Raw genomic sequence first — 25,383 nt, 5'->3', positions numbered from 1 at the left:
TCATCCCTTCACGTGCACGATGTGCACCGGCTCGGTGAATGCGTCCAAGCGCACGAAGTTGTGGTCTGACCACGTCCACTCGGCGCCCGTGATCAGGTCCTGCACCGGGTAGTGGTCCCCGGGTCGGATGCCGAAGGCCGCGGTGTCCAGATGGATCATCGTCTGGCGCACCGAGTGCGGGTCGACATTGGCGACCACGATGATCGTGTCGGCAACCCCGGCGGGGGAGAAGGCGGCGTCGAGATGCTTGACGAACACGAGCACGGCGTCGTCATCGCTGTCGTGCACGGTGAGGTTGCGCAGCTGACCCAGCGCGGGGTGGGCGGCGCGGATCTCGTTCAGCCGACGCAGGTACGGCGCCAGCGAGTCGCCGGATGCCTCGGCGCGGTCCCACTCGCGGATCTTGTACTCGTACTTCTCGTTGTCGATGTTCTCTTCGGAACCCGGCCGGGCCACGTTCTCGTACAGCTCGTACCCGGCGTAGACGCCGTACGACGGCGCCGCAGTGGCGGCGAGCGCGGCCCGGATCCGATAGGCCGGCCGTCCGCCGAACTGCAGATACTCGGTGAGGATGTCGGGGGTGTTCACGAACAGGTTCGGCCGCAGGTAGTCGGCCGTGTCGGTGGCGATCGATACGAGGAACTCCTCGAGCTCGGCCTTGGTGTTGCGCCAGGTGAAGTAGCTGTAGCTCTGCTGGAATCCGGCGCGGGCCAGGGCCTGCAGCGGGGCGGGCCGGGTGAACGCCTCGGCCAGGAAGACGACATCCGGGCTCTCGGCGGTCACCGTGCGGATCAGCCACTCCCAGAACTGCAGGGGCTTGGTGTGCGGATTGTCCACTCGGAAGATGCGCACGCCCTGGGCGACCCAGTGCCGCACGATCCGCAGCACCTCGGCGCGGATGCCGACCGGGTCGTTGTCGAAATTGACCGGATAGATGTCCTGGTACTTCTTCGGGGGGTTCTCGGCGTACGCGATCGTGCCGTCCGGCAGAGTGGTGAACCACTCCGGGTGCGCGCGCACCCACGGGTGATCGGGGGACGCCTGCAGGGCGAGGTCGAGCGCGACCTCCAGCCCCTGGGCGGCCGCCTTCTTCACGAACGCGCGGAAGTCCGCGAGCGTGCCCAGATCGGGGTGCACCGCATCGTGGCCGCCTGCGGCATCCCCGATGGCCCACGGTGAACCGGGGTCGGCGGGCCCGGCCTCGAGGGTGTTGTTCGGTCCCTTGCGGTTGGTGTGCCCGATCGGGTGGATCGGCGGGAGGTAGACGACGTCGAAGCCCATTGCCGCGACCGCGGCGAGGCGGCGGGCGGCGGTGCGGAACGTGCCGGTGCGGATCGTTCCGTCGGCTGCCCGCACCGCACCCTCCGAGCGCGGGAAGAACTCGTACCAGGCGCCCACCCCGGCGCGGGTGCGCTCGACCCGCAGCGGCAGGCTCTCGCCGATCGTGACCAGCCCCATCAGCGGACGCCGGGCGAAGACCTCGGCAAGCGCCGGATCGCGTGCCACGCGCAGCGCGGCCTCGGCATCCACGGGTCCGTCTCCGGCAGCGTCCAGAGCGGCGGCGGCGGCGCGCAGTGCGGACCGCTCGCGGACCGGCCGGTCACGCTGCCCGGCGGCGCGGGTGCACAGCGCCGCACCGAGGGCGCACATGACCGCGACATCCACGCCCGCCTCGATCTTCAGGTCGGCGGCGTGCCGCCACGTCTCGAACTCGTCGGCGAACGCCTCGAACCGGAACGTCCAGTCGCCCTGCTCGCGCAGCGCGATCTCGGTCCGCCACCGGTCGAAGCCGTCCTGCAGCGCCACCATCCGGTGCAGCGACTCGTCGCCCGAGGGGGAGGAGAGGCGCACCTGCACGCCGATCGCATCGTGTCCCTCGCGGAACGCGGTGACCCGGAACGGCACGACCTCGCCGGCGAAGGCCTTCGGGTGCAGGTCGGAGGCGCCGGTCAGCGCGGGACCGGGCTCGAGCAGCGGGATCCGGCCGGTCGCGGTATCGGCGTCCGGCTGCCACGGCTGTGCGGGGCGGACCGGGATGGCCGTCGGACTGAGCCAGGCGGGATGCGGCTGCTGCCGGGAACGGGAAGCCATGCCACGAACCTATCGCGCCGCATCCGTCTCACCCAGATGCATCTCGTCGCCAACTTGAAAAAGGCCCCTGACGGGACCTTTTCCAATCGGATTCCGATTGTGTCGGAGATCTGTGCGCGAGGGGGGACTTGAACCCCCACGCCCTATACGGGCACTAGCACCTCAAGCTAGCGCGTCTACCTATTCCGCCACCCGCGCAGGTGAAGTCGGTTTCGCAACCGAGGAATGACATTATCACGTTCTGCCTCCGAGTCAGAACCGGCCGAGCACGCCGCGCACCCGCTTCTCGCGCACCCAGCGGGTAGCCTGGAGCGCATGCCGACCCGACCGGACGCCGCCCTCACCGAGGTGGCGCGCATCGCCCGCGACCTGATCCGGTTCGACACGACGAACTGGGGTGGCGGGCGCGCCCGGGGGGAGCGCGAGGCCGCCGAATACGTCGTGGCGCACCTGGAGGGACTGGGCCTGCGCCCGGAGGTGTACGAGCCGGTCGATCGGCGCACGAACGTGCACGCGCGGGTTCCCGGGCGCGATCCGGGCAGATCCGCGCTGGTGCTCCACGGCCATCTGGACGTCGTCCCCGCCATCGCCGAGGACTGGAGCGTCGACCCGTTCGCCGGGGAGATCCGGGACGGCGTGCTGTGGGGCCGCGGCGCGGTCGACATGAAGAACATGGACGCCATGATCCTCACCGCGGTCGGCAACCTCCTGCGAGCCGGCCGGCAGCCCGAACGCGACCTCATCCTCACCTTCTTCGCCGACGAGGAGGACGGCGGCGGCGAGGGATCGGCGCTCGTCATACGAGACCGGCCGGAATGGTTCGCCGGGGCCGCCGAGGCGATCAGCGAGGTCGGCGGGTACTCGATCGAGCTGGGAGAGCAGCGCGCCTACCTCCTCCAGGTGGGGGAGAAGGGGCTGCTGTGGCTGCGCCTGCGCGCCCGCGGACGGGCCGGCCACGGCAGCGGGCACCATCTCGACAACGCCGTCACCCGTCTCGCCGAGGCGGTTGCGGCGATCGGACGGACCTCGTGGCCGATCCGGCTGACGCCGGCCACCTCGGCCATGCTGGAGCGCTTCGCGGCCCTGACCGGCGACCATGACGCGGACCCGGATGCCCTCGCCGACCGTGCCGGTGCGGCGGCGCCGTTCCTGCGCTCGACGCTGCGAACCACCACCAACCCCACGGGCCTCGCCGCCGGATACAAGCACAACGTGATCCCGGATGCCGCCGAGGCGCTGATCGACGTCCGCGTGCTCCCCGGGACCGAGGACGAGGTGCTCGCCGAGATACGCCGCATCGTCGGCACCGACATCGAGATCGAGACGGTCACGCGGGATGTCGGACTGGAGGCGCCGTTGCGGGGGAGCCTGGTCGACGCCATGGTCGCGGCGCTGGACGCCCACGACCCGGGCGCCCCCGTGGTGCCGTATCTGATGGGCGGCGGCACGGACAACAAGGCGCTGTCCCGACTGGGGATCACCGGCTACGGCTTCGCTCCGCTGCGGCTTCCGCCCGGACTCGATTTCACCGGTATGTTCCATGGGGTGGACGAGCGCGTGCCGCTGGACGCGCTCGACTTCGGCGCGGCGGTGCTGACCGACCTGCTGCGCACGTACTGACACCCCTGCCGAGACCTCGGCACCGAATCCTCCCGCACGAAAGGCGCCGATGTCGCACTTCCTCGAAGCCGTCTTCCTCGGCCTTGTGCAGGGACTCACCGAGTTCCTGCCGATCTCCTCCAGCGCCCACCTGCGCATCGTCGGCGCGTTCCTGCCGGAGGCGGGCGACCCCGGCGCGGCGTTCACCGCCATCACGCAGATCGGCACCGAGGCGGCGGTGGTGGTGTTCTTCTGGCGCGACATCGTGCGGATCATCGGCCACTGGTTCCGCGCGCTCATCGGGCGCATCCCGCGCAATGACCCGGATGCGCGGATGGGCTGGCTGATCATCATCGGCACCATCCCGATCGTCGTCCTCGGGCTGGTGTTCCAGAACGCGATCGAGACGACCCTGCGGTCGCTGTGGATCGTGGCGGCCACGCTGATCGTGTTCGGCGTGATCCTCGGCATCGCCGACATGATCGGCGCGCAGCGGCGCAAGCTGGATGACCTCACCGTCGGGCACGGCATCATCTTCGGCCTGGCGCAGTCGCTGGCGCTGATCCCGGGGGTCTCCCGCTCGGGCGGCACGATCACCGCAGGGCTGCTGCTGGGCTACACCCGCGAGGCGGCCGCGCGATATGCGTTCCTGCTGGCCATCCCGGCGGTGTTCGGCAGCGGGCTGTTCGAACTGGCGAAGGTGATCCGCACGCCCGAGCACGAGGTGTTCTCGATGGGCGAGACCGCGGCCGCCACCATCGTGGCGTTCGGCGTGGGCCTGGCCGTGATCGCGTTCTTCATGAAGTGGATCACCCGGCACAGCTTCCTGCCGTTCGTGGTCTACCGGGTCGCGCTGGGCGCGGCGCTGATCGTGCTGCTGAGCCTGGGCGTGATCCAGCCCTAGCGGCGGGGGTCGTCCCGGCCCGGCTTGCCCGGACCGTCGCCGCCGTGGCGCAGGTACCGCTCGAACTCGCGCGCGATCGACTCGCCCGACGCCTCGGGCGAGTCCCAGGTGTCGCGGGTCGCCTCCAGCTGCTGGATGTACGCGGTCATCTCCTCGTCGTCCGCTGCGGCGGCATCGATGGACGCCTCCCATGCATCTGCTTCGGCCGCGAGGTCGCCGCGCGCGACCGGCGTGCCGACGAGCTCCTCCAGCCGATTCAGCAGCGCCAGCGATGCCTTCGGCGACGGCGTGTGGCCCCCGACGTAGTGCGGCACGCTGGCCCACAGCCCCACCGTCGGGATGCCGACAGCCTCGGCGGCGTCCGCCAGCGCCGAGAGAATGCCGACCGGCCCCTCGTAGGTGCTGCGCTCCAGCCCGAGACTGTCGCGCAGCTGCTCGTTCTCGCTGCCGGCGAAGACCGAGATGGGGCGGGTGTGCGGCACATCCGACATCATCGATCCCAGCGCGACGAAGCCGGTGACATCCTCGCGGAGCATGACGTCGACGAACTCGCCCACGAACGCCTGCCACGCCCGGGCCGGCTCGACCCCGGTCATCAGCCACAGCTGGGTGCCGCGCGAGCGCCGCACCGGGCGGTGCAGGGTGGCGTCCGGCCAGCGCAGGATCCGACGACCGTCCGGCTCGGTGACCTGCTGCGGACGCGTGTACTGGTAGTCGAAGTACAGCTCGGGGTCCACCGCGAACACCGGCTCGTACGGCACGCCGTCCTTCAGCACGCTCGCGGCCGACGTCGCGGCCTCGCTCGCGTCGTTCCAGCCGTCGAACGCGGCGACGATCACCCGGCGACCCAGTCCCTCCACACGCGCTCCCTCCGGCTCGGCGCTTCCTTCCAGAATAGGCGTGCGGGCCCGGACGGGTGCGTCGCCGGGCGGATGGCCTGGATACGATGGACGGATGACCACACGACTGCCCGCCGCCGTGCTGTGGGACATGGACGGCACGCTGGTGGACACCGAGCCGTACTGGATGGCCGCCGAGACTCCGCTGGTCGAATCGTTCGGCGGCACCTGGTCGCACGAGCAGTCGCTGCAGCTGGTCGGCCTGGGGCTGGACGACGCGGCCCGCATCTTCCAGGACCACGGTGTCCGGATGGACGTCGATGCCATCGTGGACCGTCTCACCGACGACGTGCTCAGCGGCCTCGCTCGAGACGGCGTGCCGTTCCGGCCGGGCGCACGCGAGCTGCTGCAGAGTCTGCGGGATGCCGGGGTCAAGACGGCCTTGGTCACGATGTCGATGCGGCGGATGGCCCAGGCCGTCGTGGACCTCATCGACTTCGACGCGTTCGATGTGATCGTGGCCGGTGACGACGCGACGCGCCCCAAGCCCCATCCCGATCCGTATCTGCAGGCCTGCGAGGCGCTGGGGGTTGATCCGGGCGAAGCCGTGGCGATCGAGGACTCGCCCAACGGTCTGCGCTCCGCCCTCGCCTCCCGCGCGATCTCGCTCGGGGTGCCGAACATGATCTCGCTGACCGGAGTCGGCGCACACGCGCTCTGGCCCACGCTGGCCGAACGCAGTGCCGACGACATCGCCGGACTGTTCGCCGCACACCGCGACGCAGGTCGGGAGGGCGTCGCGTGACCGGGGCCACGCCGCCGCGGGGCCCGTTCCGCTACGGCGACCGCGTGCAGCTGACCGGCCCGAAGGGCCGGCTCCACACGATCACGCTGCGCGAGGGCGGCGAACTGCACACGCATCGTGGCGTGCTCCGACACGACGACCTCGTCGGGCTGCCCGACGGGTCGGTCGTCACCGGCGGCGACGCGGACTATCTGGCCCTGCGCCCGATGCTGCGGGACTTCGTGATGTCGATGCCGCGCGGAGCGGCCATCGTCTACCCGAAGGACGCGGCGCAGATCCTCGCGCAGGCCGATGTCTTCCCCGGAGCCCGCGTGGTCGAAGCCGGCGTCGGGTCCGGCGCCCTCTCGCTCTGGCTGCTGCGGGCGGTCGGCGCGTCCGGGAGCCTGGTGTCATTCGAGCGACGCGAAGAGTTCGCCGAGGTCGCCCAGGCGAACGTGGCGACCTTCCTGGGGGAGCGGCCCGCGAACTGGGAGGTGATCCTCGGCGACCTCGCCGACCGGCTCCCGGCCACACAGCCCCCGGGCAGCGTCGACCGCGTCATCCTGGACATGCTCGCGCCCTGGGAGTGCCTGGACGCCGTCGCCGGGGCGCTCACTCCGGGCGGCGTGGTGCTCTGCTACGTCGCCACGGCGACGCAGCTCAGCCGGATCGCCGAATACCTGAGGGGCACGGGCCTTTTCACCGAGCCCGAAGCGAGCGAGACCATGGTCCGAGGCTGGCATGTCGAGGGGCTCGCCGTGCGCCCGGACCATCGGATGGTCGCCCACACCGGGTTCCTCCTCACGGCGCGCCGGCTCGCTCCCGGCGCCGTGCCGCCGGACGTGCGCCGCCGCGCGATCCGCAAGACGGCGTACGGCGACGAGGACGTGGAACTGTGGACGCCCGGCGCCGTGGGGGAGCGGCAGATCACCGACAAGAACCTGCGCAAGCGGGTCCGCGAGGCCCAGCGGGCCGAAGAGGGCGCGCTGCGCGCGGCCGCCGCGACCGAGGCCGACTCGTCGGGGCCGCTGGAGACGAACGCCTAGACTTATCCCGTGCGCAAACTCCCCGCTGCCTTCGCCGTCCTGTCCCTGACAGCCGTCGCTCTCGTCGGCTGTGCGTCGTCCTCCGGTGCGGCCTCGTGCCCGCGGACGACGGACGCGGGTTCGTCGACGATGGGCCTCATCTCGGTGAGCGGTTCCGAATCGACCGCCCCGACGGTGGACGTGCGCACCCCGCTGCACACGAAGACCACGCAATTCGCCGATGTGACCGCCGGCAACGGCAGCGTCCCGATCAGCACGGACTCCCAGGTCGTGGCACTGGATGTCTCGCTGGTCAGCGCGACCACAGGCAAGAAGCTCGTGAGCACCGCCTACAGCGCCGACCAGACGTCGGCGTTCGCCCTGTCGCGCTGGACCCAGTCGTTCCCGGCGTTCGGCCCGGCGCTGCACTGCGCCACCGCCGGCACCCGGGTCGCCATCGCGATCCCCCCGGACGGCGTGGAGCCCTCGTCGGCGCAGAGCCTCGGCCTGACCAAGGACGAGTCCGTCGTGGCCGTGATCGACGTCCGCCAGGTGTTCCTGTCGGCGGCCGACGGCTCCCACGTGTACAACTCCGGCTGGGGCAAGCCGGCCGTGGTCCGCGCCCCGGGCGGGCGGCCCGGCGTGATCGTGCCCGACAGCCCGGCTCCGCAGTCGTTGTCGGTGTCGGTGCTCAAGCGCGGCGACGGCGAGAAGGTCACCGGCGAGCAGCCGGTGCTGCTGCACTACACGATCGTCAACTGGACGGACAAGTCCGTCGCGGACAACACCTGGGACGGCGAGCCGCAGTTCGTCACCCTGTCGACCAAGTCGAAGGGGTTCCAGAAGGCCGTCGAGGGCCAGACCGTCGGCTCCCAGGTGATGGCGATCATCCCCAAGGCCGACGGTGACGCCGCCGCCAAGGACACGCAGATCGTCGTCATCGACATCCTCGGCATCGGCTCGGCCGCCGACCTGCAGCAACAGCAGTAGCGCCGCACGGCCGGTCGCCACGCCCCTAGGATTGAGGCGTGCCGACCGCTCCCGAATCCTCGACGTCCGCCTCGGGCGAGCGCAACGCGCCCGAGGAACGGCTCCTGAACCTCGTCGTCGCCCTGATGGCGACCGAGCAGGGGCTGACCAAGGACACCATCCTGGGCTCCGTCTCCGGCTACCGGGAGCAGGCCGAGGCCGGGGCGTCCAAGGACGCGCTGGAGAAGATGTTCGAGCGCGACAAGGAGAACCTGCGTGGCCTGGGCGTGCCGATCGAGACCATCGGCGACCGCCTCGACCCGGACGACCTGCGACAGGGCCGTTACCGGGTGCCCACGGCCGAGTACGCACTGCCGGCGGACATCACTTTCACACCCGCGGAGGTCGCGGTCCTGAACCTGGCCGGCGGCGTATGGAGCCAGGGCTCGCTGTCGGCCGACGCGCGCAGCGGGCTGCGCAAGATCCGCTCGCTGGGGATCGACGTCGATGAGCCGATCATCGGCTACTCGCCGCGGATCAGCCTGCGCGAAGCATCCTTCGCCCCCCTCCAGCGCGCGATCGAGCAGTGCCGCGCGGTGGGCTTCGCCTACTTGAAGCCCGGTGAGGACGCCCCGCGCACACGCACCGTCCAGCCGCTGGCGCTGGTGGAGTTCGAGGCGCGCTGGCACGTGTTCGGCATCGACGTGGATGCCGGTGCCGACCGCACATTCCTGCTGTCACGGATCGTCGGTGATGTGAAGGTGACCCGGCAGGAGTTCGACCCGTCGCTGCGCCAAGGGGCGGGGGAGCGGGCCCTGGCCGGTCTGCGGGCGGTGGCGGCCCGCAACAGCGCCCTGCTCGAGGTCAACCCCGGCACCGAGGCGGCGCTGCGTCTGAGCCGGCGTGGGGAGGCCGCGGAGCAGGGCATCCGAGTGCCGTACGTGGACGTGCACATCTTCGCGGACGAACTGGCCTCGTACGGCCCCGAGGTGCGGGTCGTCGAGCCGCACGACCTGCGCGACCACGTGATCGCCCGGCTGCGGCGCGCCCTCGCGGTGCATGGAGGAGGGCAGTGACCCCGACACGACCGGTGCTGGCCACCGAGCGGGCCGCGCTCATGCTCCAGCTGGTGCCGTACCTGATCAACGAGGGAGAGGTCTCGGTGGCCGACGCCGCGCGCGACTTCGACGTCACGCCGGATCAGATGCGCGAGATGGTCGAGAAGCTCACCGTCATCGGCCGTCCCGGCGAGGGCGGGTACTGGCAGCTGCCGAACGACCTGTTCGACATCGACTGGGACCTCCTGGACGAGCAGGACCGGATCGTGATCACGAACGCGGTCGCTCTGGAAGGCTCGCCGAAGCTGACCGCACGTGAGGCCGCGGCGCTGCTGGCCGGGCTGCAGCTGGCCCAGTCGCTGCCCGGCGTCGGATCCAGCGGCGTGATCTCCGGGCTGCTCACCAAGCTCGCCGCCGGCGCGTCCGCCGTGCCCGCCGATGTGATCGTCGCACCCGAGCCGGTCGACGAGGTCCGGCTGACGGTCGACGAGGCGCTGCGGCACGGGGTCGCCGTGTCGTTCTCGTACAAGGCGCCCGACGCGCCGGTCACCACCCGCACCGTCGACCCGGTCAAGGTGCACATCGCCAACGGGCAGTGGTATCTGCAGGGATGGTGCCATCTGCGTCAGGCGATGCGGACCTTCCATCTCGACCGTGTCAGCGCCCTCAGCCTCACCGACATCGCGATCACACACGGCGAAGAGCCGGTTCCCGAGCTGTTCGAGGTCGCCCAGACCGACATCCGCACGCGCATCCGCTTCGCCGCGGCGGTGGCGCCGCTGCTGGGCGGCTACCTCGATCAGGCGCAGGTGCAGACCCGCGACGGGATGTCGGTGGCGACCATGCGGATCGCGGCGGCCCAGAGTCTGAAGCGCCTCGCCGCCGGTCGCGGGGGCGACCTGGAGATCCTCGAACCCGAGCAGGCGCGCACCGCCGCGGCCGAGTGGGCGCGGGCGGCGCTCGCGCAGTATCCGGACGACACGACGACCCCGCACGGAACCGGCGCGCCGCCGACGGGCGGTCGTTCCGCCGCGGATGCGGGTTAGACTGGTCCGACAGCGCACGACAAGGAGACATCATGGGCGCATTCGGGTGGCCGCACCTCCTGATCATCCTCGCGGTGATCCTGCTGCTGTTCGGCGCAGCCAAGCTTCCGGCCCTGGCCAAGAGCATGGGCCAGTCGGCGCGGGTGTTCCGCGGCGAGATGAAGGCGATGAAGGACGACGACCGTCCGTCCGCCGACGGCGGCGAGACGCCGACGACGGATGCCGCGGGCAGCGCTCCGGCGGCGCACAGTTCAGGCGAACCCAAGCCGTAGCCGCACGTGACGCAGACCGGGTCGCCGCACATCGAGGAGCCGGCGACGCCACCCCGTGAGAAGCGGATGTCGCTGGCGCAGCATCTGCGCGAGCTGCGCAGGCGGCTGTTCATCGCCGCCGCCGGGCTGATCGTCGGCATGATCGTCGGGTTCATCATCAGCGAACCGGTGATCAACCTGCTCTCGCAGCCGATCGCGCAGATCGCCGCCACCCACGGCGACAGCTACACCGCGCTGAACTTCAACACCGTGACCAGCGGGTTCGATCTGCGCATGCGGATCGCGTTCTCGATCGGCCTGCTGCTGTCGGCACCCGTCTGGCTCTGGCAGCTGTGGGCGTTCATCATGCCGGGCCTGACCCGCAAGGAGATGCGGTACACCGTCGGCTTCGTCGCCTCGGCGATTCCGCTGTTCGCTGCGGGACTGTATGTCGGCTGGCTGATCATGCCGCACATGGTCGAGATCATGGCGCTGTTCGTGCCCGACACCCAGGGCGTCGCGCGGTTCTACGACTATTCGACCTACTACGACTTCGTCTTCAAGCTGCTGCTGGTGGTCGGCGTCTCGTTCGTCACACCGGTGTTCCTGGTGGCGCTGAACCTCGCCGGCATCATGTCCGGCCGTGCGATCCTGAAGGGCTGGCGCGTCGCCATCATCGTCATCGTCGTGTTCGCCGCCGCCGCCACGCCGGCCGCGGACGTGACCTCGATGCTGCTGCTGGCCGGGATCCTGTGCGTGCTGTACTTCGCCGCCGCCATCCTGTCGCTGCTCTTCGACCGGCGCAAGGCGCGCCGTGCTCCGCTGGAGCCGACGGCGTGACGGACGCCGATCGACATCCCGCCACAGCGCGGTTCGCGGCGGCGCAGCGATTCACCCTCGATCCGTTCCAGGTGGCCGGGTGCGAGGCGCTCGAGGACGGCAGCAGCGTCCTGGTCGCGGCCCCCACGGGGGCGGGCAAGACGATCGTCGGCGAGTTCGCCATCCATCTGGCGATGCGCCGGGAGCGCGACAAGGCCTTCTACACCACCCCGATGAAGGCGCTGTCGAACCAGAAGTTCCGCGAACTGGTGGAGGTGTACGGCGCCGACGAGGTGGGGCTGCTCACCGGGGACGTGAGCATCAACTCCGGCGCGCGCATCGTGGTGATGACCACCGAGGTGCTGCGCAACATGCTGTACGCCGATGCGGCCGCGCTCCGCGACCTGCGGTTCGTGGTCATGGACGAGGTGCACTACCTCGCCGACCGGTTCCGCGGGGCGGTGTGGGAGGAGGTCATCATCCACCTCCCGCAGTCCGTCAAGCTGGTGTGCCTGTCGGCGACCGTGTCCAACGCCGAGGAGTTCGGCGACTGGCTGGACACCGTGCGCGGCGACACCGCCGTGATCGTCTCCGAGATCCGACCCGTCCCGCTCGAGCAGCACGTCCTGGTCCGCGGTGATCTGCTCCCGCTGTTCGACGACCGCGCCGGCGTCGCCACCGCCCAGGTGAATCAGGAGCTCATGCGCATCCGGTCCAGCACCGGACAGCGGTACGAGGCGAACCGCCGGTCGTCCGCGCGGTCTGCACCGCTGCGCAGCGGCGGCCGGATGGAGGCATCCCGCCGTCGACCGCAGCGCGGTCACCAGCGACCGGTGCGCGCGGCCAACGTGCGCCGGATCGAACGGATGGATCGCCCGGAGGTCGTGGAGCTGCTGGCCCGGGACCGCCTGCTCCCGGCGATCTTCTTCATCTTCAGCCGGGTCGGCTGCGAGGCGGCGGTCGCGCAGGTGCGACGAGCCGGCGTGCGGCTGACCAGCCCCGAGGAGCGCCGCGAGATCCGACGCGTGGTCGAGGAGCGCACCCGAACGCTGGAGGACGAGGATCTGGACGTCCTGTGCTACTGGGAATGGCGCGACAATCTGGAGCGGGGGATCACGGCGCACCACGCAGGACTGCTGCCGGCGTTCAAGGAGGTCGTCGAGGAGCTGTTCCAGCGCAAGCTGGTCAAGGCCGTCTTCGCGACCGAGACCCTCGCCCTCGGCATCAACATGCCGGCGCGCACCGTGGTGCTGGAGAAGCTGGAGAAGTTCAACGGCGAGGCGCGGGTGGCCATCACCTCGGGCGAGTACACGCAGATCACCGGGCGGGCCGGCCGCCGCGGGATCGACGTGGAGGGCCACGCGGTCATCCAGTGGACCGAGGGCATGGACCCCCAGTCCGTGGCCGCGCTCGCCTCGCGCCGCACCTACCCGCTGAACTCGAGCTTCCGGCCCACCTACAACATGGCGGTCAACCTCATCGACCAGTTCGGACGACCGAAGGCGCGCGAGATCCTGGAGTCCTCGTTCGCGCAGTTCCAGGCCGACCGGTCCGTGGTGGGCCTGGCCCGGCAGGTGCGGGAGCACGAGACATCCCTCGAGGGCTACGAGAAGGCCATGACCTGCGACCGGGGCGACTTCCGGGAGTACTCCGGGATCCGCCGCCGGATCAGCGACCTGGAGAAGCTGCACCGCAAGGACGCGACAGCCTCGCATGCGCGACGCCAGCAGCGGCAGCGCGAGATCCAGAGCCTGCGCACCCAGCTGCAGCGGCATCCGTGCCACGACTGTCCTGATCGGGAGAACCACGCCCGCTGGGCGGAGCGGTACTGGAAGCTCTCGCGCACGGTCGACCGGATGCGCCGGCAGATCCAGACCCGCACCGGCACGGTCGCACGGCAGTTCGACCGCGTGGTGGACGTGCTGACCGCGTTGGACTACGTCCGCGTCGCCGATGACGGCACGACTGCGCTCACCGAGGCGGGCGCCACGATGCGTCGCATCTACGGGGAGCGCGACCTGCTCGTGGCGGAGTCGCTGCGCACCGGCATCTGGACCGAGCTGGATGCCGCGGGTCTGGCCGCGCTCGTGAGCTGCCTGGTGTTCGAACCCCGCCGCGACGACGCCGGGCCGGGGGAGCGCGGGCTGCCTCGCGGCGCGTTCCGCACGGCGCTGACCGAGACCGAGCGCCTCTGGGCGCAGCTGGACGACCTCGAGCACGACCACGAGCTCCCCGGATCGACCGAGCCGGCCACGGGCCTGGCCGCCGCCGTGCATTCCTGGGCCCGCGGCCGGTCGCTGGAGGTCGTCCTGGCCGAGGCCGACATGGCCGCGGGAGACTTCGTGCGCTGGGCCAAGCAGACCATCGACCTGCTCGACCAGCTCAGCCTGGTCGCGCAGCCGCCGCTCGCCTCCACCGCACGGGCGGCGCTGGATGCCGTGCGCCGGGGAATCGTGGCGTACTCCTCGGTCTGAGCCCGCGCCGGGTGCACGCCCGTGCTGACCTAGGCTGGGACGGTGCCCGAACGCCGTGCCCTGCCGCGCCCGCTCCTGCCACTCGGCGTGGCGACGTTCGTCGCGGCGGTGGCGGGATTCCTGCTCACCCTCGCCTTCCCGGCGTTGAGCTGGTGGCCGATGTCGTTCGTCGCGGTGCCGCTGGCCCTGCTGACCCTGATCGGCCGGCGCGCGTGGGGCGCCGTGCTGGTGGGGTTCGCGTTCGGCGCGGTCTTCTTCCTCGTGAACGTGCTGTTCACCGCCCGCTATCTGGGCCCCGTGCCGTGGCTGGCCCTGTCGCTGTTCGAAGCGGTCCTGACCGCCGCCGCCGCGGTGCCGATCGCGCTGGCCTACCGATGGCTGCCGCGGGTGCTGCCCGCCGTGTGGGCCCGGTTGACGCTGCTGCCGGCGCTGGTCGCGGGCCTGTGGGTGATGCGTGAGGAGCTGCTGGGCACGTGGCCGTACGGCGGCTTCCCCTGGGGGCGGATCGGCGTCACGCAGGTCAACGGCCCGACCGCCCCGCTGGCGTCGTGGGTGGGCATGAGCGGACTGTCGTTCCTGGTCGTGCTGCTGGGTGCGGCGGCGATCGAGTACGTGCGGATCCGTCGGTTCCGCGACATCCGCGCGGCCGTGCCCGTGGTCGCGGTCGCGGTGCTGCTGCTGGCGGTTCCGCAGTTCCCGACCACCCCGGCCGGAAGCCTGCGCGTGGGCGCGGTGCAGGGCAACGGCCCGACCGGGTACTTCGATCAGCGGGCGCCCGGGGATGTGCTGAACGCGCAGCTGGCGGCGACCGCGCCGCTGCTGGGCAAGAAGATGGATGTGCTGCTCTGGCCGGAGGGCGGCGTCGACTCGGACCCGACCTCGAATGCCGCCACGGCGGCGGTGCTGGACGATCTGGCCTCGACGGCGGATGCGGCGCTGATCGTGAGCGCCGTGACGCAGCGCGGGAAGGACCTGTTCAACTCGTCCCTGCTGTGGGAGGCGGGGGAGGACAACCCGGTCGCGGTGTACGACAAGCGGCATCCGGTGCCGTTCGGCGAGTATGTGCCCGACCGGGCGTTCTACCGGTTCTTCGCCGCCGACCTGATCGACCTGATCCAGCGCGAGTACACGCCCGGCACCGCCCCGCCGGTCTTCGACGTGCACGGCGTCGGGGTCGGACTGGCCATCTGCTTCGATGTGATCTACGACGACGTCATCTGGGACGGCGCCCGCGGCGGGGCGGACATCTACATGTTCCAGACGAACAACGCCGACTTCCGCGGCACCGACGAGAATCTGCAGCAGCTCGCCTTCGCGCGCATGCGGGCCATCGAGACCGGGCGGTCGGTCGTCAACATCTCGACCGTCGGCACCAGCCAGATGATCGCCCCGGACGGCACGGAGATCGCCGGGCTGCCGCAGGACACCGCCGGCGCGCTGCTGGAAGACGTTCCGCTGCGCACCGGGTTGACGCCCGCGGTCGTGGCCGGCCCGGCGATCAACGCCGTCCTCGGGTGGGGGAGCGCGGCCGCGGTGGCGGCGCTGGGCATCGGCGTCCTGCTCGGTCGCCGACGCCGCCCGCACATGAAGGATGCCGGCCCCACCGGGACCGGCATCGCATAGTGTCCGTCAGGCGGTGAGCTTGGAGACGTCTTCTCCCGCGCCGCGGCGGGCGCGGATGAAGGCGAGACGCTCTTCGAGCAGCTCCTCGAGCTCGGGGATCGTGCGGCGCTCCAGCAGCATGTCCCAATGGGTACGCGGGATCTTGTCCTCGCTGTGATCCACGGACACCGTGCCGTCGCCGACGCGAAGCACGGCCTCGGCGCCGCAGGTGCGGCACTCCCAGGCCTCGGGAACCTCGGCATCGGCTGCGAACGTCAGCGTGGTGTCACGCCCGCATTCGGTGCATGCGTAGGTCTTCTGCATGCGCTCATGGAAAACGACGCCCTCTTCGCTCTGTAGGCTCTGGGCGCCGAGTCGGATGCCGCGCAAGCTGCGGTCTGCCATTGTGTGGTCCTCTCGTCGCTACCCAGGTATAACGCTGTGACCTGTGCGCATCATCCGAACGGGGCGGCCTGGGCAGGGTTTCACAGGGGATGCTCAGCGGTCGCGATCCGCCGCGATCTCCAGGGCGAGATCGGCCCGGTCGGTGACCAGTCCGTCCACGCCGAGGTCCAGCAGCCGGCGCATGTCGGCGGGATCGTTCACGGTCCACACGTGCACTTCGACATCCCGCCGATGCGCGGCCTCCAGCAGGCCGCGGGTGACGATCTTCAGGGCCCCGCGTCGCTCCGGCACCTGCAGCGCATCGATGCCGCGCAGGACGCGGTCCAGCACACGCCCCGAGTGGGCTGCCGCACCCGCCAGCACGCGGGCCAGGGTGCTGCTGCCGGCCGACGTCGCGGGCGAGCCGCCGGCCGCATGCGCGGCCGCCAGGGCGGCCCGTCGACGGGAGTCCGAGAAGCTCGTCAGCAGCACGCGGTCGGCGTGGGGGGCGACGATCCGGCCGGCGGGCGCGGCGGCCGGTGCGGCCTTCACATCGAAGTTGAACCGGAGCGTCGGGAAGGCGTCGAGGGCCTGGGCGAGTGTGATCAGCCCGCCCCGGTCGGCCATGAGGTCTTCGAGCTCGGCCGAGGCGACGTCGGCGATCGGTCGGGGGTCGCCGGTCACCCGGCCCAGGTCGGCGTCGTGGAACAGCACGACGACGCCGTCCGCAGTGAGGTGGCAGTCCGACTCCACATACGCCGCGCCCGCCGCATGCGCTTCGGCGACGGCGGCGAACGAGTTCTCCGCGACGCCGTGCGCTGCGGCCGCCGCCGTCACCAGACCGCGATGGGCGAGAACGCGAGGCCGTGTCGACCCCGCGAACCACGGGTGTGTCACGGAGTGGGCGGGGTGAGCGGCGGTTCGGTCTCGGGCGGGGGCACCTCGAAGTCCGGCACATCGTCCGCGGTCACGTCGGCGGCCGCATGGTGTCCCACGGTGGACGCGCTGGGAGCGAATGTGACCGGCGGGACGTCGTCCACCGGCCTCTGCGCGGCCGGGGGAGTGGCGTCGGTGCCCTTGCCGATGAAGGCCCCAGAGAGCCCCTGCAGCGCGGAGGTGAACTCGCTGGGGATGATCCAGAGCTTGCTGGAGGAACTGTCGGCGATCTTCGGCAGGGTCTGCAGATACTGGTAGGCGAGCAGCTTGTCATCGGGATTGCCGACGTGGATCGCGTTGAAGACCGTCTCGATGGCCTTCGCCTCGCCCTCGGCCCGCAGCACCTGCGCCTGCTTGTCGCCCTCGGCCTTGAGGATCTCGGCCTGCCGCCGGCCCTCCGCTTCCAGGATCTGGGACTGCTTGGAGCCTTCGGCGGTGAGGATCACGGCGCGCCGGTCGCGCTCGGCGCGCATCTGCTTCTCCATCGAGTCCTGGATGGACAGCGGCGGGTCGATGGCCTTCAGCTCGACGCGGGACACCCGGATGCCCCACTTTCCGGTGGCCTCGTCCAGGACGATGCGCAGCTTGCTGTTGATCTCGTCACGGCTGGTGAGGGCCTCTTCCAGGTTCAGACCGCCGACCACGTTTCGGAGGGTGGTCGTGGTGAGCTGCTCGACCGCTCCCAGATAGTTGGCGATCTCGTATGTGGCGGCCCGCGCATCGGTGACCTGGAAGTAGACGACCGTGTCGATCGAGACCACCAGGTTGTCCTCGGTAATCACCGGCTGCGGCGGGAAGGAGACGACCTGCTCGCGCATGTCGATGAGAGGTCGCAGTCGGTCCACGAACGGCACCAGGAGGTTCAGACCGGGTTCGAGGGTCTTGTGATATCGGCCGAGCCTCTCCACGACGCCGGCGCTGGCCTGCGGAATGATCCGGATGGACCGGACGATGACGACCACCACGAAGATGAAGACCGCGACGGCCAGCACCCAGCCGATCGCCGTGGGGATGATCTGCTCTGCGGTCATACGTGATCCTCCTGGGTCTGATCGAGGCGGACGTAGGCGGTCGCCCCGTCGATGCGGGCGACGCGCACGTGCGTCTGCGGGGCGAGCGAGTCCGGTGCGTCATCGACGGTGCGGGCCGTCCAGGTCTCGCCGTTGTCGAGCTTGACCAGGCCGCCCAGGCGCGTGACCGTGGACAGCACGAGCCCCGACATCCCGAGCAGCGCGGCCACGTTCGAGGGCGTGGGGTCCTCGCCGCGGCGCAGGCGATGCAGCAGGGGAGGGCGCAGCAGGAAGATCAGCAGCGCGGCCACCACGGCGGCGATGACGACCTGCGCCCACAGCGGCGCGCCGAAGAGGTCGGCGATCAGGCCGGCGAGGCCGCCGATGCCCAGCATCAGGAAGGTGAAATCGAGCGTCAGCATCTCGATCACGAGGAAGACCGCGATCAGGACGATCCAGCCGATCCAGGCGAACTGCTCGATCCCCGTGATGATGTCCACTCCGCCTCCCTCTGCGTACCGAGTGTGCTCCGAACCTAGCATGGGGCGGGCGGCATACCGGCTGGTTGGTAAGGTCGAAACGTGTCCCAGATTCTCCCCGCCGACGCGCTGCGCGGCAAGACCGCGCTCGTCACCGGATCGTCCCGCGGTATCGGCGCCGACACCGTGCGCTACCTGGCTGAGGCCGGCGCGAACGTCGTCGTCAACTACCGGAACAAGGCGCCCCGCGCCGAGAAGCTGGCCGCGCAGCTGCGCGAGCTCGGCGTGCAGGCGCTCGTGGTCGGTGCGGACCTGACCGACCAGGCCTCGGTGGAGGGCATGTTCGCCCACGTGAAGGACGCCTTCGGCGGACTGGATGTGCTGGTGCTGAACGCGTCCGGCGGCATGGAGTCGGGGATGGCCGAGGACTATGCCCTGCAGCTCAATCGGGACGCACAGGTACGCGTGCTGGATGCGGCCACGGCGCTCATGCCGCCCGGCTCACGGGTCGTGTTCGTGACCAGTCACCAGGCTCACTTCATCCGATCCACCCCGACGATGCCCGAATACGAGCCGGTCGCGCTGTCCAAGCGCGCGGGGGAGGATGCCCTGCGCGAGCGGATCCCCGCCCTGGCCGAGCGCGGCATCGAGTTCGTCGTCGTCTCGGGCGACATGATCGAGGGCACGATCACCGCGACACTGTTGGAGCGCGCCAACCCGGGGGCGATCTCGTCCCGTCGGGACGAGGCGGGCAAGCTCTACAACGTGGCCGAGTTCGCCGCCGAGGTCGCGCAGGCCGCCGTCGATCCGATCCCGGAGGACAACATCCGGTTGGTCGGCGACGTCAGCTCGTTCCGCGCGCAGTAGCTGCATCGACGAGAGCGGCCCCGGATGAATTCACATCCGGGGCCGCTCTCGTCTGCGCTGTCGCGTCACAGGTCCTTGCTGCTGAACGTGAAGGCGCGCACGATCTGGATGATGCCGAGCACCACCAGCGAGATCCCGAACAGCCACCACAGCACCACGGCGCTCCACAGCGGGGAGAACAGCACGATGAGACCGGCGACGATGCTCAGGATGGCGAAGAACAGCGACCAGCCCTTCGACTTGGAGCCGCCGAGTGCCGTCAGTGCGACGACGCCCTCGATGATCCACATGATGCCGACCAGGATGCCGAGGAACACCGCGAGCCAGGCGGTGGTGGCGCCGAGGTTCGCGAACGCGATGATGCCGGCGATGATGAACAGGATGCCGAGGATGATGTGGCCGATGCGGGACCAGCCACCCATCGCCTTGGAGAAGATGCCGAGGCCGGCATAGACGAGGCCGCCGGCGATGGCGTAGATGGCGATGATCGCGGTGATGACCGAGGCCGTGTGGCCGGGCCAGACGAGAATGAGGATTCCGACGATCAGCGCGATGACGCCGCCGACACCGAACGCCGTCCGGATGCCGTTGACGGCCGTCTTGCCGGCGGAGGATTCTGCGGTGGACATTGGGCTCACCTTTCTGAGAGATTCCTGTGAAGTTGTGCGTCTCACAGGTTAGACCGATCGCGGGGGAGCGGCCCACCCGACACGCGGGCGCCCTCTAGGCTGATCGCCATGCGTGACGCAGACCGACATGACCTGATCCGTGTGCGCGGTGCGCGGGAGAACAACCTCAAGAACATCGACGCGGACATTCCGAAGCGCCGGCTGACGGCGTTCACGGGCGTGTCTGGATCTGGGAAGAGCTCGCTGGTCTTCGGCACCATCGCCGCAGAATCGCAGCGCATGATCAACGAGACGTACAGCGCGTTCGTGCAGGGTTTCATGCCGGCTCTGGCACGCCCCGACGTCGATGTGCTGGAGGGGCTGACCACCGCGATCGTGGTGGACCAGGAGCGCCTCGGGGCCAATCCGCGCTCGACCGTAGGCACCGTGACCGATGCCAACGCGATGCTGCGGATCCTGTTCTCGAAGCTGGGGGAGCCGTACATCGGCGGCCCGACCGCCTTCTCTTTCAACATCCCCACGCAGAAGGCCAGCGGCATCATGACCTCGGCCAAGGGCGAGAAGAAGATCGTCCGCGACGCGATCTACCTCGGCGGAATGTGCCCGCGCTGCGAGGGGCGCGGGCAGGTGTCGGACATCGATCTCAGTCAGGTCGTGGACGAGTCGCTGTCACTGGCCGACGGCGCGATCCTGGTGCCGGGATACACGGCCGACGGCTGGATGGTGCGCGGGTTCGCCGAGTCCGGGTTCTACCCGGCCGACCGGCCGATCTCGACCTTCACCGAGAAGGAGCGGCATGCGTTCCTGTACAGCGAGCCCACCAAGGTCAAGATCCAGAACATCAACATGACCTATGAGGGTCTCATCCCGAAGATCACGAAATCGATGCTGTCGAAGGATCTGGATGCGCTCCAGCCTCATATCCGCCGGTTCGTGGAGCGGGCGGCGACGTTCGCGGTCTGCCCGGAGTGCGACGGGACCCGCCTGACCGAGGGAGCCCGGTCGTCGAAGATCGACGGGGTGAGCATCGCTGACGCCTGTCGGATGCAGGTGACGGATCTGGCCGAGTGGGTGCGCGCGTTGGACCGGCCGGGGGCCGGCCCGCTGCTGGCCGGGCTGGGCGCGAATCTGGACGCGTTCGTGACGCTGGGCCTCGGATATCTGAGCCTGGACCGCCCATCCGGGACGCTGAGCGGGGGAGAGGCGCAGCGGATCAAGCTGCTGCGCCACCTCGGGTCGTCGCTGACCGATGTGACCTATGTGTTCGACGAGCCCACGATCGGCCTGCACCCGCACGACATCCAGCGGATGAACACCCTGCTGCTCCAGCTGCGCGACAAGGGCAACACCGTGCTGGTCGTCGAGCACAAGCCCGAGACGATCGCCATCGCCGACCACGTCGTCGACCTCGGGCCGGGCGCCGGCACCGGGGGCGGCGAGATCTGCTTCGAGGGCACCGTCGACGGTCTGCGGGCCAGCGACACGATCACCGGCCGGCATCTGGACGACCGTGCGCGGCTCAAGGAGTCGGTGCGGGCCGGATCCGGGGTGCTGTCGGTCCGGGGGGCGAGCGCGCACAACCTGCAGGACGTCGATGTCGACATCCCACTCGGCGTGCTCGCCGTGATCACCGGCGTCGCCGGGTCGGGAAAGAGCTCGCTCATCCAGGGCTCGGTGGTGCCGCGAGACGGGGTCGTGTCGGTGGACCAGAGCGCGATCAAGGGTTCGCGGCGCAGCAACCCGGCGACGTACACCGGGATGCTCGAGCCCATCCGCAAGGCCTTCGCCAAGGCGAACGGGGTCAAGCCGGCACTGTTCAGCGCGAACTCCGAGGGCGCGTGCCCGTCGTGCAAGGGGTCAGGCGTGATCGTCACCGAGCTCGGCTTCATGGACACCGTCGAGACGCCGTGTGAGGACTGCGGCGGCAAGCGGTTCCAGGCCGCGGTGCTGGACTACACACTCGAGGGCGAGGACATCACCGAGGTGCTCGACATGGCCGTGTCCGAGGCGCAGGGGTTCTTCACCACCGGGCAGGCGAAGATTCCCGCGGTGGCGACGATCCTGAATCGACTGGCGGATGTCGGACTCGGATACCTGACACTCGGTCAGCCGTTGTCGACGCTGTCCGGAGGGGAGCGGCAGCGGGTCAAGCTCGCGATCCAGATGGCCGACGACGGAGACGTGTATGTGCTCGACGAGCCGACCACCGGACTGCATCTGGCCGATGTCCAGAACCTGCTCGGGCTGCTGGACCGGCTCGTGGATGCCGGCAAGAGCGTGATCGTCATCGAGCACCATCAGGCGGTCATGGCGCACGCGGATTGGATCATCGACCTCGGTCCGGGCGCCGGCCACGACGGGGGCCTGATCGTCTTCGAGGGAACGCCCGCCGACCTCGTCGCCGACGGCTCGACGCTGACCGCTCAGCACCTGGCGCAGTACATCGGAGGGTGAAGCGTGGGGGATGGGACTCGAGGCACCGATGTGACTGTGGCTGTCGGTTTGTCTGACTGTCCGTAGGCCCGAAGTGTATATACGATGCGGTAGTCTTATATATGCGAGGAGGCCCGCATGGCATTGAGCATCAAGGATCCGGAGGCGGATCGGCTCATCCGCGAGTTGGTCGCCGAGACGGGGGAGAGCATCACCGAGGCCGCGCGAAAGTCCTTCGAGGAGCGGTTGCAGCGGGTTCGCAGTCAGCCGGATTCGGCGTCACAGCGGCGCAAGCGCATTCAGGCGATCATCGACGCCGCACGCCGCGAGCCGATGCTGGATGACCGCACACCCGACGAGATCCTGGGCTACGACGAGTCGGGTCTGCCGACGTGACCGAGCGCATCGCCGTGGACACGTCCGCAATCGTCGCGGTCGTCTTCGGAGAGGAGGATGCCGGTCTCTACGCCGATGCGCTCGCTTCGCACGCCGGTGGTCTCATGTTGTCGGAGGTGACCCGCTTCGAGTTGGGCGTGGTCGTGGAATCCAAGCAGGGCGCGCCAGGCGTACTGCGGCTGAGCGCGCTTTTCGACGACCTGGATGTCGAGTGGGCCACGGTCGATGCGAGCATCACCGGTGGTGCGCTCGCTGCGTGGCGCGAGTTCGGGAAGGGGCGTCACCCTGCGCGTCTCAATCTCGGTGACTGCTTCTCGTACGCGCTCGCAATGCAGCTGGACGCTCCGCTGCTGTACAAGGGTGACGACTTCGCGCTTACTGATGTCCGCTCTGCCCTGGAGTGAACAAGCGTCAGTTGCCGCCGCGGTCGACCGATCCTTTGCATTCGATCAGTCTCGCATTCGTGGGTAAACCTGATCGATGTGGGCCGGTAGAAGAACTGCCGATAATGCCCATTATGTCAGCTCGAGGCTGACCTGTTGGCATTGGATGCACTCTCCCGCTCTGCTCTGCACGGTCCACCGATAACGATCGTTTTCGACGCGGTCCAGAGTTAGGGCGCGGAAGGCTGCCGCAAACGCTCGTCATAACCACCAAACGGCAAGGGTTTCCGGCTGGTCTCACACAGCCGCACCAGTCCGTTCCACGAACGGTGCGTGGACGGCCCCTGTCTCGTAACCCATGCGTTACGAGACACCTGAGTTGCGAGACACATCGCGTGCATCCCACATGTGTACACAAGTGCTACCATTACTGCATGGACACTTTAACGAGCGAGGTCTCGACGCGTGAGCTGCGAAGCCAGCTCTCGGATGTGCTTGGACGAACGATGTACGCGGGCGAGCGCATCGGTGTCACCCGCAATGGGAAGCTCGCCGCCGTGATGGTGAGCGTGGCCGATCTTGAAGCACTTGAAGAGTTCGAGATGGCACAGGACGTGGCCGCCTACCGTGAGGCCAAGGCATCCGACGATGGCACCCGGGTCACGCTTGACGAGTTGCGTGCCGACCTGGCTTCGTGACCTATAGCGTCGCATTCACTGCGGCCGCGGCCAGGCAGGTGAAGAAGCTCCCCCGCCCAGCGCGCGATCGCGTACTCGATGCGATCGATGGCCTCGCTGATGACCCTCGGTCGCACGGAGCGAAAAAACTCGTCGGTGAGCAGACGGCTTGGCGCATCCGCATAGGTGACTACCGAGTGATTTATGACGTGTTCGACGCGGAGCTGACGGTCAGCGTCGTGCGGGCTGCACACCGCCGCGAAGTTTACGACCGGTAGCACCTCGACTTCGGACGAGATTTCACCAGTGGGGTGTCTCGTGTCCCATGGGTTATGCGACACCGAGGTTATGCGACACATGTGCCCGGCAGAGGATCCGCTTACGCGACGTGCGCTGTCCTCGTAGCGACGGGCAACCAAGATGCGGCTATCGCTTCGCCGTCAGGGCCTGCCCGTGATCGTGATCGTCTCAGGCAGCTCGTCACCGGTTTCCGTCGTCACACGACGAGCGATGTCCCCGTCTACGAGGTACATACCCGCATTCGATCCGGTGATGAAGAACTCATTCGCTGCGTCGTCCGGCAGCATCGTCGGAGTCAGCCACAACGCGTATTCCTTGCCCAACTCGAGGAGAGGCCGAGAAGACGGATCTTGCCGGACAGCGACCGTGTCGCCGACGCTGATCGGTTCAGCTTCTGGAGCGGTGGCTCCTAGCTGCGGAGACGTCGGTGCGCTCAACACACCGAGGGAGGAGATTGTGGTCTCGCCTTCGGTGTGCTGGTCAGTTACGGTGCCGATCACAATCGCCGTACTGTCGCGCGCGAGTCCATCGATCGAGTCGTACAGCACCGCTCGACTGCCATCTCCTCCGCTGACGACAGAGCTCGCCGCGCAGCCAACCTGCAGCATCAACAGCGATACTGCGACTGCAGTTACCCCGAGTCTGCTTAGCACTCGGGATGCCGCTTTCGGCTTCGTTTCGATCGAAGCCGCGACCGGCGATAACCTGCTGAACCGAATCACAATCCGAGCTTAGGACGACGGCACGCTAGCGTCGACCCACTGCGCCCGCAAGCCGGTCGGTCACCGTCCCGTGGCGAATCGCCGATCGCGCAGCGAACAGTCGTCAACGACGGTGTCCGGATGCCCCGCCCGATGAAGATGCCCGCACGGTGCCTCATACGCGACGCTCACAACGCACGCCCTCCCCCACCTCGCCGTTGCCAGTCCTTCATCCTTCCGCATGGACGTGCAGAAGGCGACCGACTACGGTCGTCCCATGGGCCGCACCGCGATGCGCACGGTAGTGATCGCCGTCGTAGCGCTCGGCTTCTTGTCGATCTTGGCGTCGATCGCATTCAATTGGTCGGCGACCCAATGGATCGCTCCGATCGGATATGCGCTGCTCGCGATCGGGTTGGCTTTAGGTGTGGTGAGACGTCTGCTGCGACACCGGCGGGGGTCTCGCGAATCATCGCCCGAACTGTCCGCCTCCGACGAGTTCTCGGATCTCCAGCTCGGGCGCCGCCCGATCACGCACTATCCCCACGACGATGCCGGCACGTCCCAGATCGGCGACCCGCCGCAGCATCCTGGACCCCCTGTCTGACAGGCGCTTCGCACACCGAGTGGAATACCCCTAGGGGGTATATGGTTGCGAGTGGTGGACATCCACAGGCCGCAACGGCAGCACGCCGCGTCGACGCTTCGAAAGGGATCGAGACCATGG

26 protein-coding genes and 1 tRNA gene are annotated in these 25,383 nt (G+C 69.2%); 18 read left to right on the top strand and 9 right to left on the bottom strand.

Features of this window, described 5'->3' with window-relative positions; translation table 11 throughout:
• Both AC0L6F_RS02745 and AC0L6F_RS02740 read right to left on the bottom strand, forming a co-directional pair.
• Entirely contained in the window at positions 1-2,091 is a 2,091-nt protein-coding gene (locus tag AC0L6F_RS02745) for a maltotransferase domain-containing protein (protein ID WP_473539071.1), read from the bottom strand.
• A gap of 113 nt (positions 2,092-2,204) precedes the next feature.
• Positions 2,205-2,289: transfer RNA gene (locus tag AC0L6F_RS02740), tRNA-Leu, on the bottom strand.
• Positions 2,290-2,406: 117 nt separating this feature from the next.
• Between AC0L6F_RS02740 and AC0L6F_RS02735 the strand changes: the two genes are divergently transcribed.
• Entirely contained in the window at positions 2,407-3,711 is a 1,305-nt protein-coding gene (locus AC0L6F_RS02735) for a M20/M25/M40 family metallo-hydrolase (protein ID WP_274638240.1), read from the top strand.
• Positions 3,712-3,760: 49 nt separating this feature from the next.
• The gene (locus tag AC0L6F_RS02730; RefSeq protein WP_259612023.1) at positions 3,761-4,594 is read left to right on the top strand and encodes an undecaprenyl-diphosphate phosphatase; all 834 of its coding nucleotides are present in this window, start codon (positions 3,761-3,763) and stop codon (positions 4,592-4,594) included.
• Here the strand turns inward: AC0L6F_RS02730 and AC0L6F_RS02725 are convergent.
• Positions 4,591-5,454, bottom strand: a complete 864-nt coding sequence (locus tag AC0L6F_RS02725; protein ID WP_274638241.1) for a PAC2 family protein — start codon at positions 5,452-5,454, stop codon at positions 4,591-4,593. The genes AC0L6F_RS02730 and AC0L6F_RS02725 overlap by 4 nt on opposite strands.
• 94 nt (positions 5,455-5,548) lie before the next feature.
• Here AC0L6F_RS02725 and AC0L6F_RS02720 point away from each other — a divergent pair, with 94 nt between their 5' ends.
• The 9 genes from AC0L6F_RS02720 to lnt all read left to right on the top strand — a co-directional run bounded on the left by AC0L6F_RS02720 (position 5,549) and on the right by lnt (position 15,482).
• Positions 5,549-6,238, top strand: coding sequence for an HAD family hydrolase (locus tag AC0L6F_RS02720; RefSeq protein WP_274638242.1), 690 nt, complete (start codon positions 5,549-5,551; stop codon positions 6,236-6,238).
• Positions 6,235-7,263 carry a tRNA (adenine-N1)-methyltransferase gene (locus AC0L6F_RS02715; protein WP_473539070.1) on the top strand — a complete coding sequence of 343 codons (1,029 nt, stop codon included), beginning with the start codon at positions 6,235-6,237 and terminating at the stop codon, positions 7,261-7,263. The genes AC0L6F_RS02720 and AC0L6F_RS02715 overlap by 4 nt, the downstream gene beginning before the upstream one ends.
• Positions 7,264-7,272: 9 nt before the next feature.
• Complete coding sequence (locus tag AC0L6F_RS02710; RefSeq protein WP_274638244.1) at positions 7,273-8,232, top strand: FKBP-type peptidyl-prolyl cis-trans isomerase; 960 nt, start codon at positions 7,273-7,275, stop codon at positions 8,230-8,232.
• Between the two features lie 125 nt (positions 8,233-8,357).
• Positions 8,358-9,287, top strand: coding sequence for a helix-turn-helix transcriptional regulator (locus AC0L6F_RS02705; RefSeq protein ID WP_473539936.1), 930 nt, complete (start codon positions 8,358-8,360; stop codon positions 9,285-9,287).
• Between the two features lie 41 nt (positions 9,288-9,328).
• Positions 9,329-10,315 (top strand): helix-turn-helix transcriptional regulator, encoded by a 987-nt coding sequence (locus AC0L6F_RS02700; RefSeq protein ID WP_473539935.1) that lies wholly within the window; start codon positions 9,329-9,331, stop codon positions 10,313-10,315.
• 32 nt (positions 10,316-10,347) lie between these two features.
• Positions 10,348-10,587 carry a twin-arginine translocase TatA/TatE family subunit gene (gene tatA, locus AC0L6F_RS02695; RefSeq protein ID WP_473539069.1) on the top strand — a complete coding sequence of 80 codons (240 nt, stop codon included), beginning with the start codon at positions 10,348-10,350 and terminating at the stop codon, positions 10,585-10,587.
• Positions 10,588-10,653: 66 nt separating this feature from the next.
• A complete protein-coding gene (gene tatC / locus AC0L6F_RS02690) occupies positions 10,654-11,406 on the top strand; it encodes a twin-arginine translocase subunit TatC (RefSeq protein WP_473539934.1) in 753 nt (250 codons plus the stop codon).
• Positions 11,403-13,859 (top strand): DEAD/DEAH box helicase, encoded by a 2,457-nt coding sequence (locus AC0L6F_RS02685; RefSeq protein ID WP_473539068.1) that lies wholly within the window; start codon positions 11,403-11,405, stop codon positions 13,857-13,859. Before tatC ends, AC0L6F_RS02685 begins: the two co-directional genes overlap by 4 nt.
• Before the next feature lie 42 nt (positions 13,860-13,901).
• A complete protein-coding gene (gene lnt, locus AC0L6F_RS02680; protein ID WP_473539067.1) occupies positions 13,902-15,482 on the top strand; it encodes an apolipoprotein N-acyltransferase in 1,581 nt (526 codons plus the stop codon).
• A gap of 6 nt (positions 15,483-15,488) precedes the next feature.
• Here the strand turns inward: lnt and AC0L6F_RS02675 are convergent, their stop codons facing one another.
• From AC0L6F_RS02675 to AC0L6F_RS02660, 4 genes are all read right to left on the bottom strand, one after another.
• Positions 15,489-15,866, bottom strand: coding sequence for an RNA polymerase-binding protein RbpA (locus AC0L6F_RS02675; protein WP_274638249.1), 378 nt, complete (start codon positions 15,864-15,866; stop codon positions 15,489-15,491).
• A 93-nt stretch (positions 15,867-15,959) separates the two neighbouring features.
• Complete coding sequence (locus tag AC0L6F_RS02670; RefSeq protein WP_259612019.1) at positions 15,960-16,742, bottom strand: glycerophosphodiester phosphodiesterase family protein; 783 nt, start codon at positions 16,740-16,742, stop codon at positions 15,960-15,962.
• On the bottom strand, positions 16,739-17,812 hold the full coding sequence (locus AC0L6F_RS02665) for an SPFH domain-containing protein (RefSeq protein ID WP_274638251.1): 1,074 nt from the start codon (positions 17,810-17,812) through the stop codon (positions 16,739-16,741). The genes AC0L6F_RS02670 and AC0L6F_RS02665 overlap by 4 nt, the downstream gene beginning before the upstream one ends.
• Positions 17,809-18,291, bottom strand: coding sequence for an NfeD family protein (locus AC0L6F_RS02660; protein ID WP_274638252.1), 483 nt, complete (start codon positions 18,289-18,291; stop codon positions 17,809-17,811). Before AC0L6F_RS02660 ends, AC0L6F_RS02665 begins: the two co-directional genes overlap by 4 nt.
• Positions 18,292-18,372: 81 nt before the next feature.
• Here AC0L6F_RS02660 and AC0L6F_RS02655 point away from each other — a divergent pair, with 81 nt between their 5' ends.
• On the top strand, positions 18,373-19,137 hold the full coding sequence (locus AC0L6F_RS02655; protein WP_274638253.1) for an SDR family oxidoreductase: 765 nt from the start codon (positions 18,373-18,375) through the stop codon (positions 19,135-19,137).
• A gap of 65 nt (positions 19,138-19,202) precedes the next feature.
• On the opposite strand, the gene AC0L6F_RS02650 is transcribed toward AC0L6F_RS02655, so the two are convergent.
• The gene (locus AC0L6F_RS02650) at positions 19,203-19,766 is read right to left on the bottom strand and encodes an HdeD family acid-resistance protein (protein ID WP_473539066.1); all 564 of its coding nucleotides are present in this window, start codon (positions 19,764-19,766) and stop codon (positions 19,203-19,205) included.
• Positions 19,767-19,874: 108 nt separating this feature from the next.
• Here AC0L6F_RS02650 and AC0L6F_RS02645 point away from each other — a divergent pair, with 108 nt between their 5' ends.
• The 5 genes from AC0L6F_RS02645 to AC0L6F_RS02625 all read left to right on the top strand — a co-directional run bounded on the left by AC0L6F_RS02645 (position 19,875) and on the right by AC0L6F_RS02625 (position 23,933).
• Positions 19,875-22,220 (top strand): ATP-binding cassette domain-containing protein, encoded by a 2,346-nt coding sequence (locus AC0L6F_RS02645; protein WP_473539065.1) that lies wholly within the window; start codon positions 19,875-19,877, stop codon positions 22,218-22,220.
• 117 nt (positions 22,221-22,337) lie between these two features.
• Positions 22,338-22,595, top strand: a complete 258-nt coding sequence (locus AC0L6F_RS02640) for a type II toxin-antitoxin system VapB family antitoxin (protein ID WP_473539064.1) — start codon at positions 22,338-22,340, stop codon at positions 22,593-22,595.
• Positions 22,592-22,999, top strand: a complete 408-nt coding sequence (locus tag AC0L6F_RS02635) for a type II toxin-antitoxin system VapC family toxin (protein WP_259612015.1) — start codon at positions 22,592-22,594, stop codon at positions 22,997-22,999. The genes AC0L6F_RS02640 and AC0L6F_RS02635 overlap by 4 nt, the downstream gene beginning before the upstream one ends.
• A 413-nt stretch (positions 23,000-23,412) precedes the next feature.
• Complete coding sequence (locus AC0L6F_RS02630; protein ID WP_473539063.1) at positions 23,413-23,676, top strand: type II toxin-antitoxin system Phd/YefM family antitoxin; 264 nt, start codon at positions 23,413-23,415, stop codon at positions 23,674-23,676.
• Positions 23,673-23,933, top strand: coding sequence for a type II toxin-antitoxin system RelE family toxin (locus AC0L6F_RS02625; RefSeq protein ID WP_473539062.1), 261 nt, complete (start codon positions 23,673-23,675; stop codon positions 23,931-23,933). The genes AC0L6F_RS02630 and AC0L6F_RS02625 overlap by 4 nt, the downstream gene beginning before the upstream one ends.
• A 162-nt stretch (positions 23,934-24,095) precedes the next feature.
• Here the strand turns inward: AC0L6F_RS02625 and AC0L6F_RS02620 are convergent, their stop codons facing one another.
• The gene (locus tag AC0L6F_RS02620) at positions 24,096-24,677 is read right to left on the bottom strand and encodes a hypothetical protein (protein WP_473539061.1); all 582 of its coding nucleotides are present in this window, start codon (positions 24,675-24,677) and stop codon (positions 24,096-24,098) included.
• A gap of 220 nt (positions 24,678-24,897) precedes the next feature.
• On the opposite strand from AC0L6F_RS02620, the gene AC0L6F_RS02615 reads away from it, so the two are divergent.
• Positions 24,898-25,263, top strand: coding sequence for a hypothetical protein (locus AC0L6F_RS02615; protein WP_473539060.1), 366 nt, complete (start codon positions 24,898-24,900; stop codon positions 25,261-25,263).
• The last annotated feature ends 120 nt before the right edge of the window (positions 25,264-25,383 follow it).

It is taken from the genome of Microbacterium sp. G2-16M, from assembly GCF_055809115.1.
The sequence above is the reverse complement of the archived record's forward strand: the minus strand, read 5'-3'. Positions and strand labels throughout refer to the sequence as shown.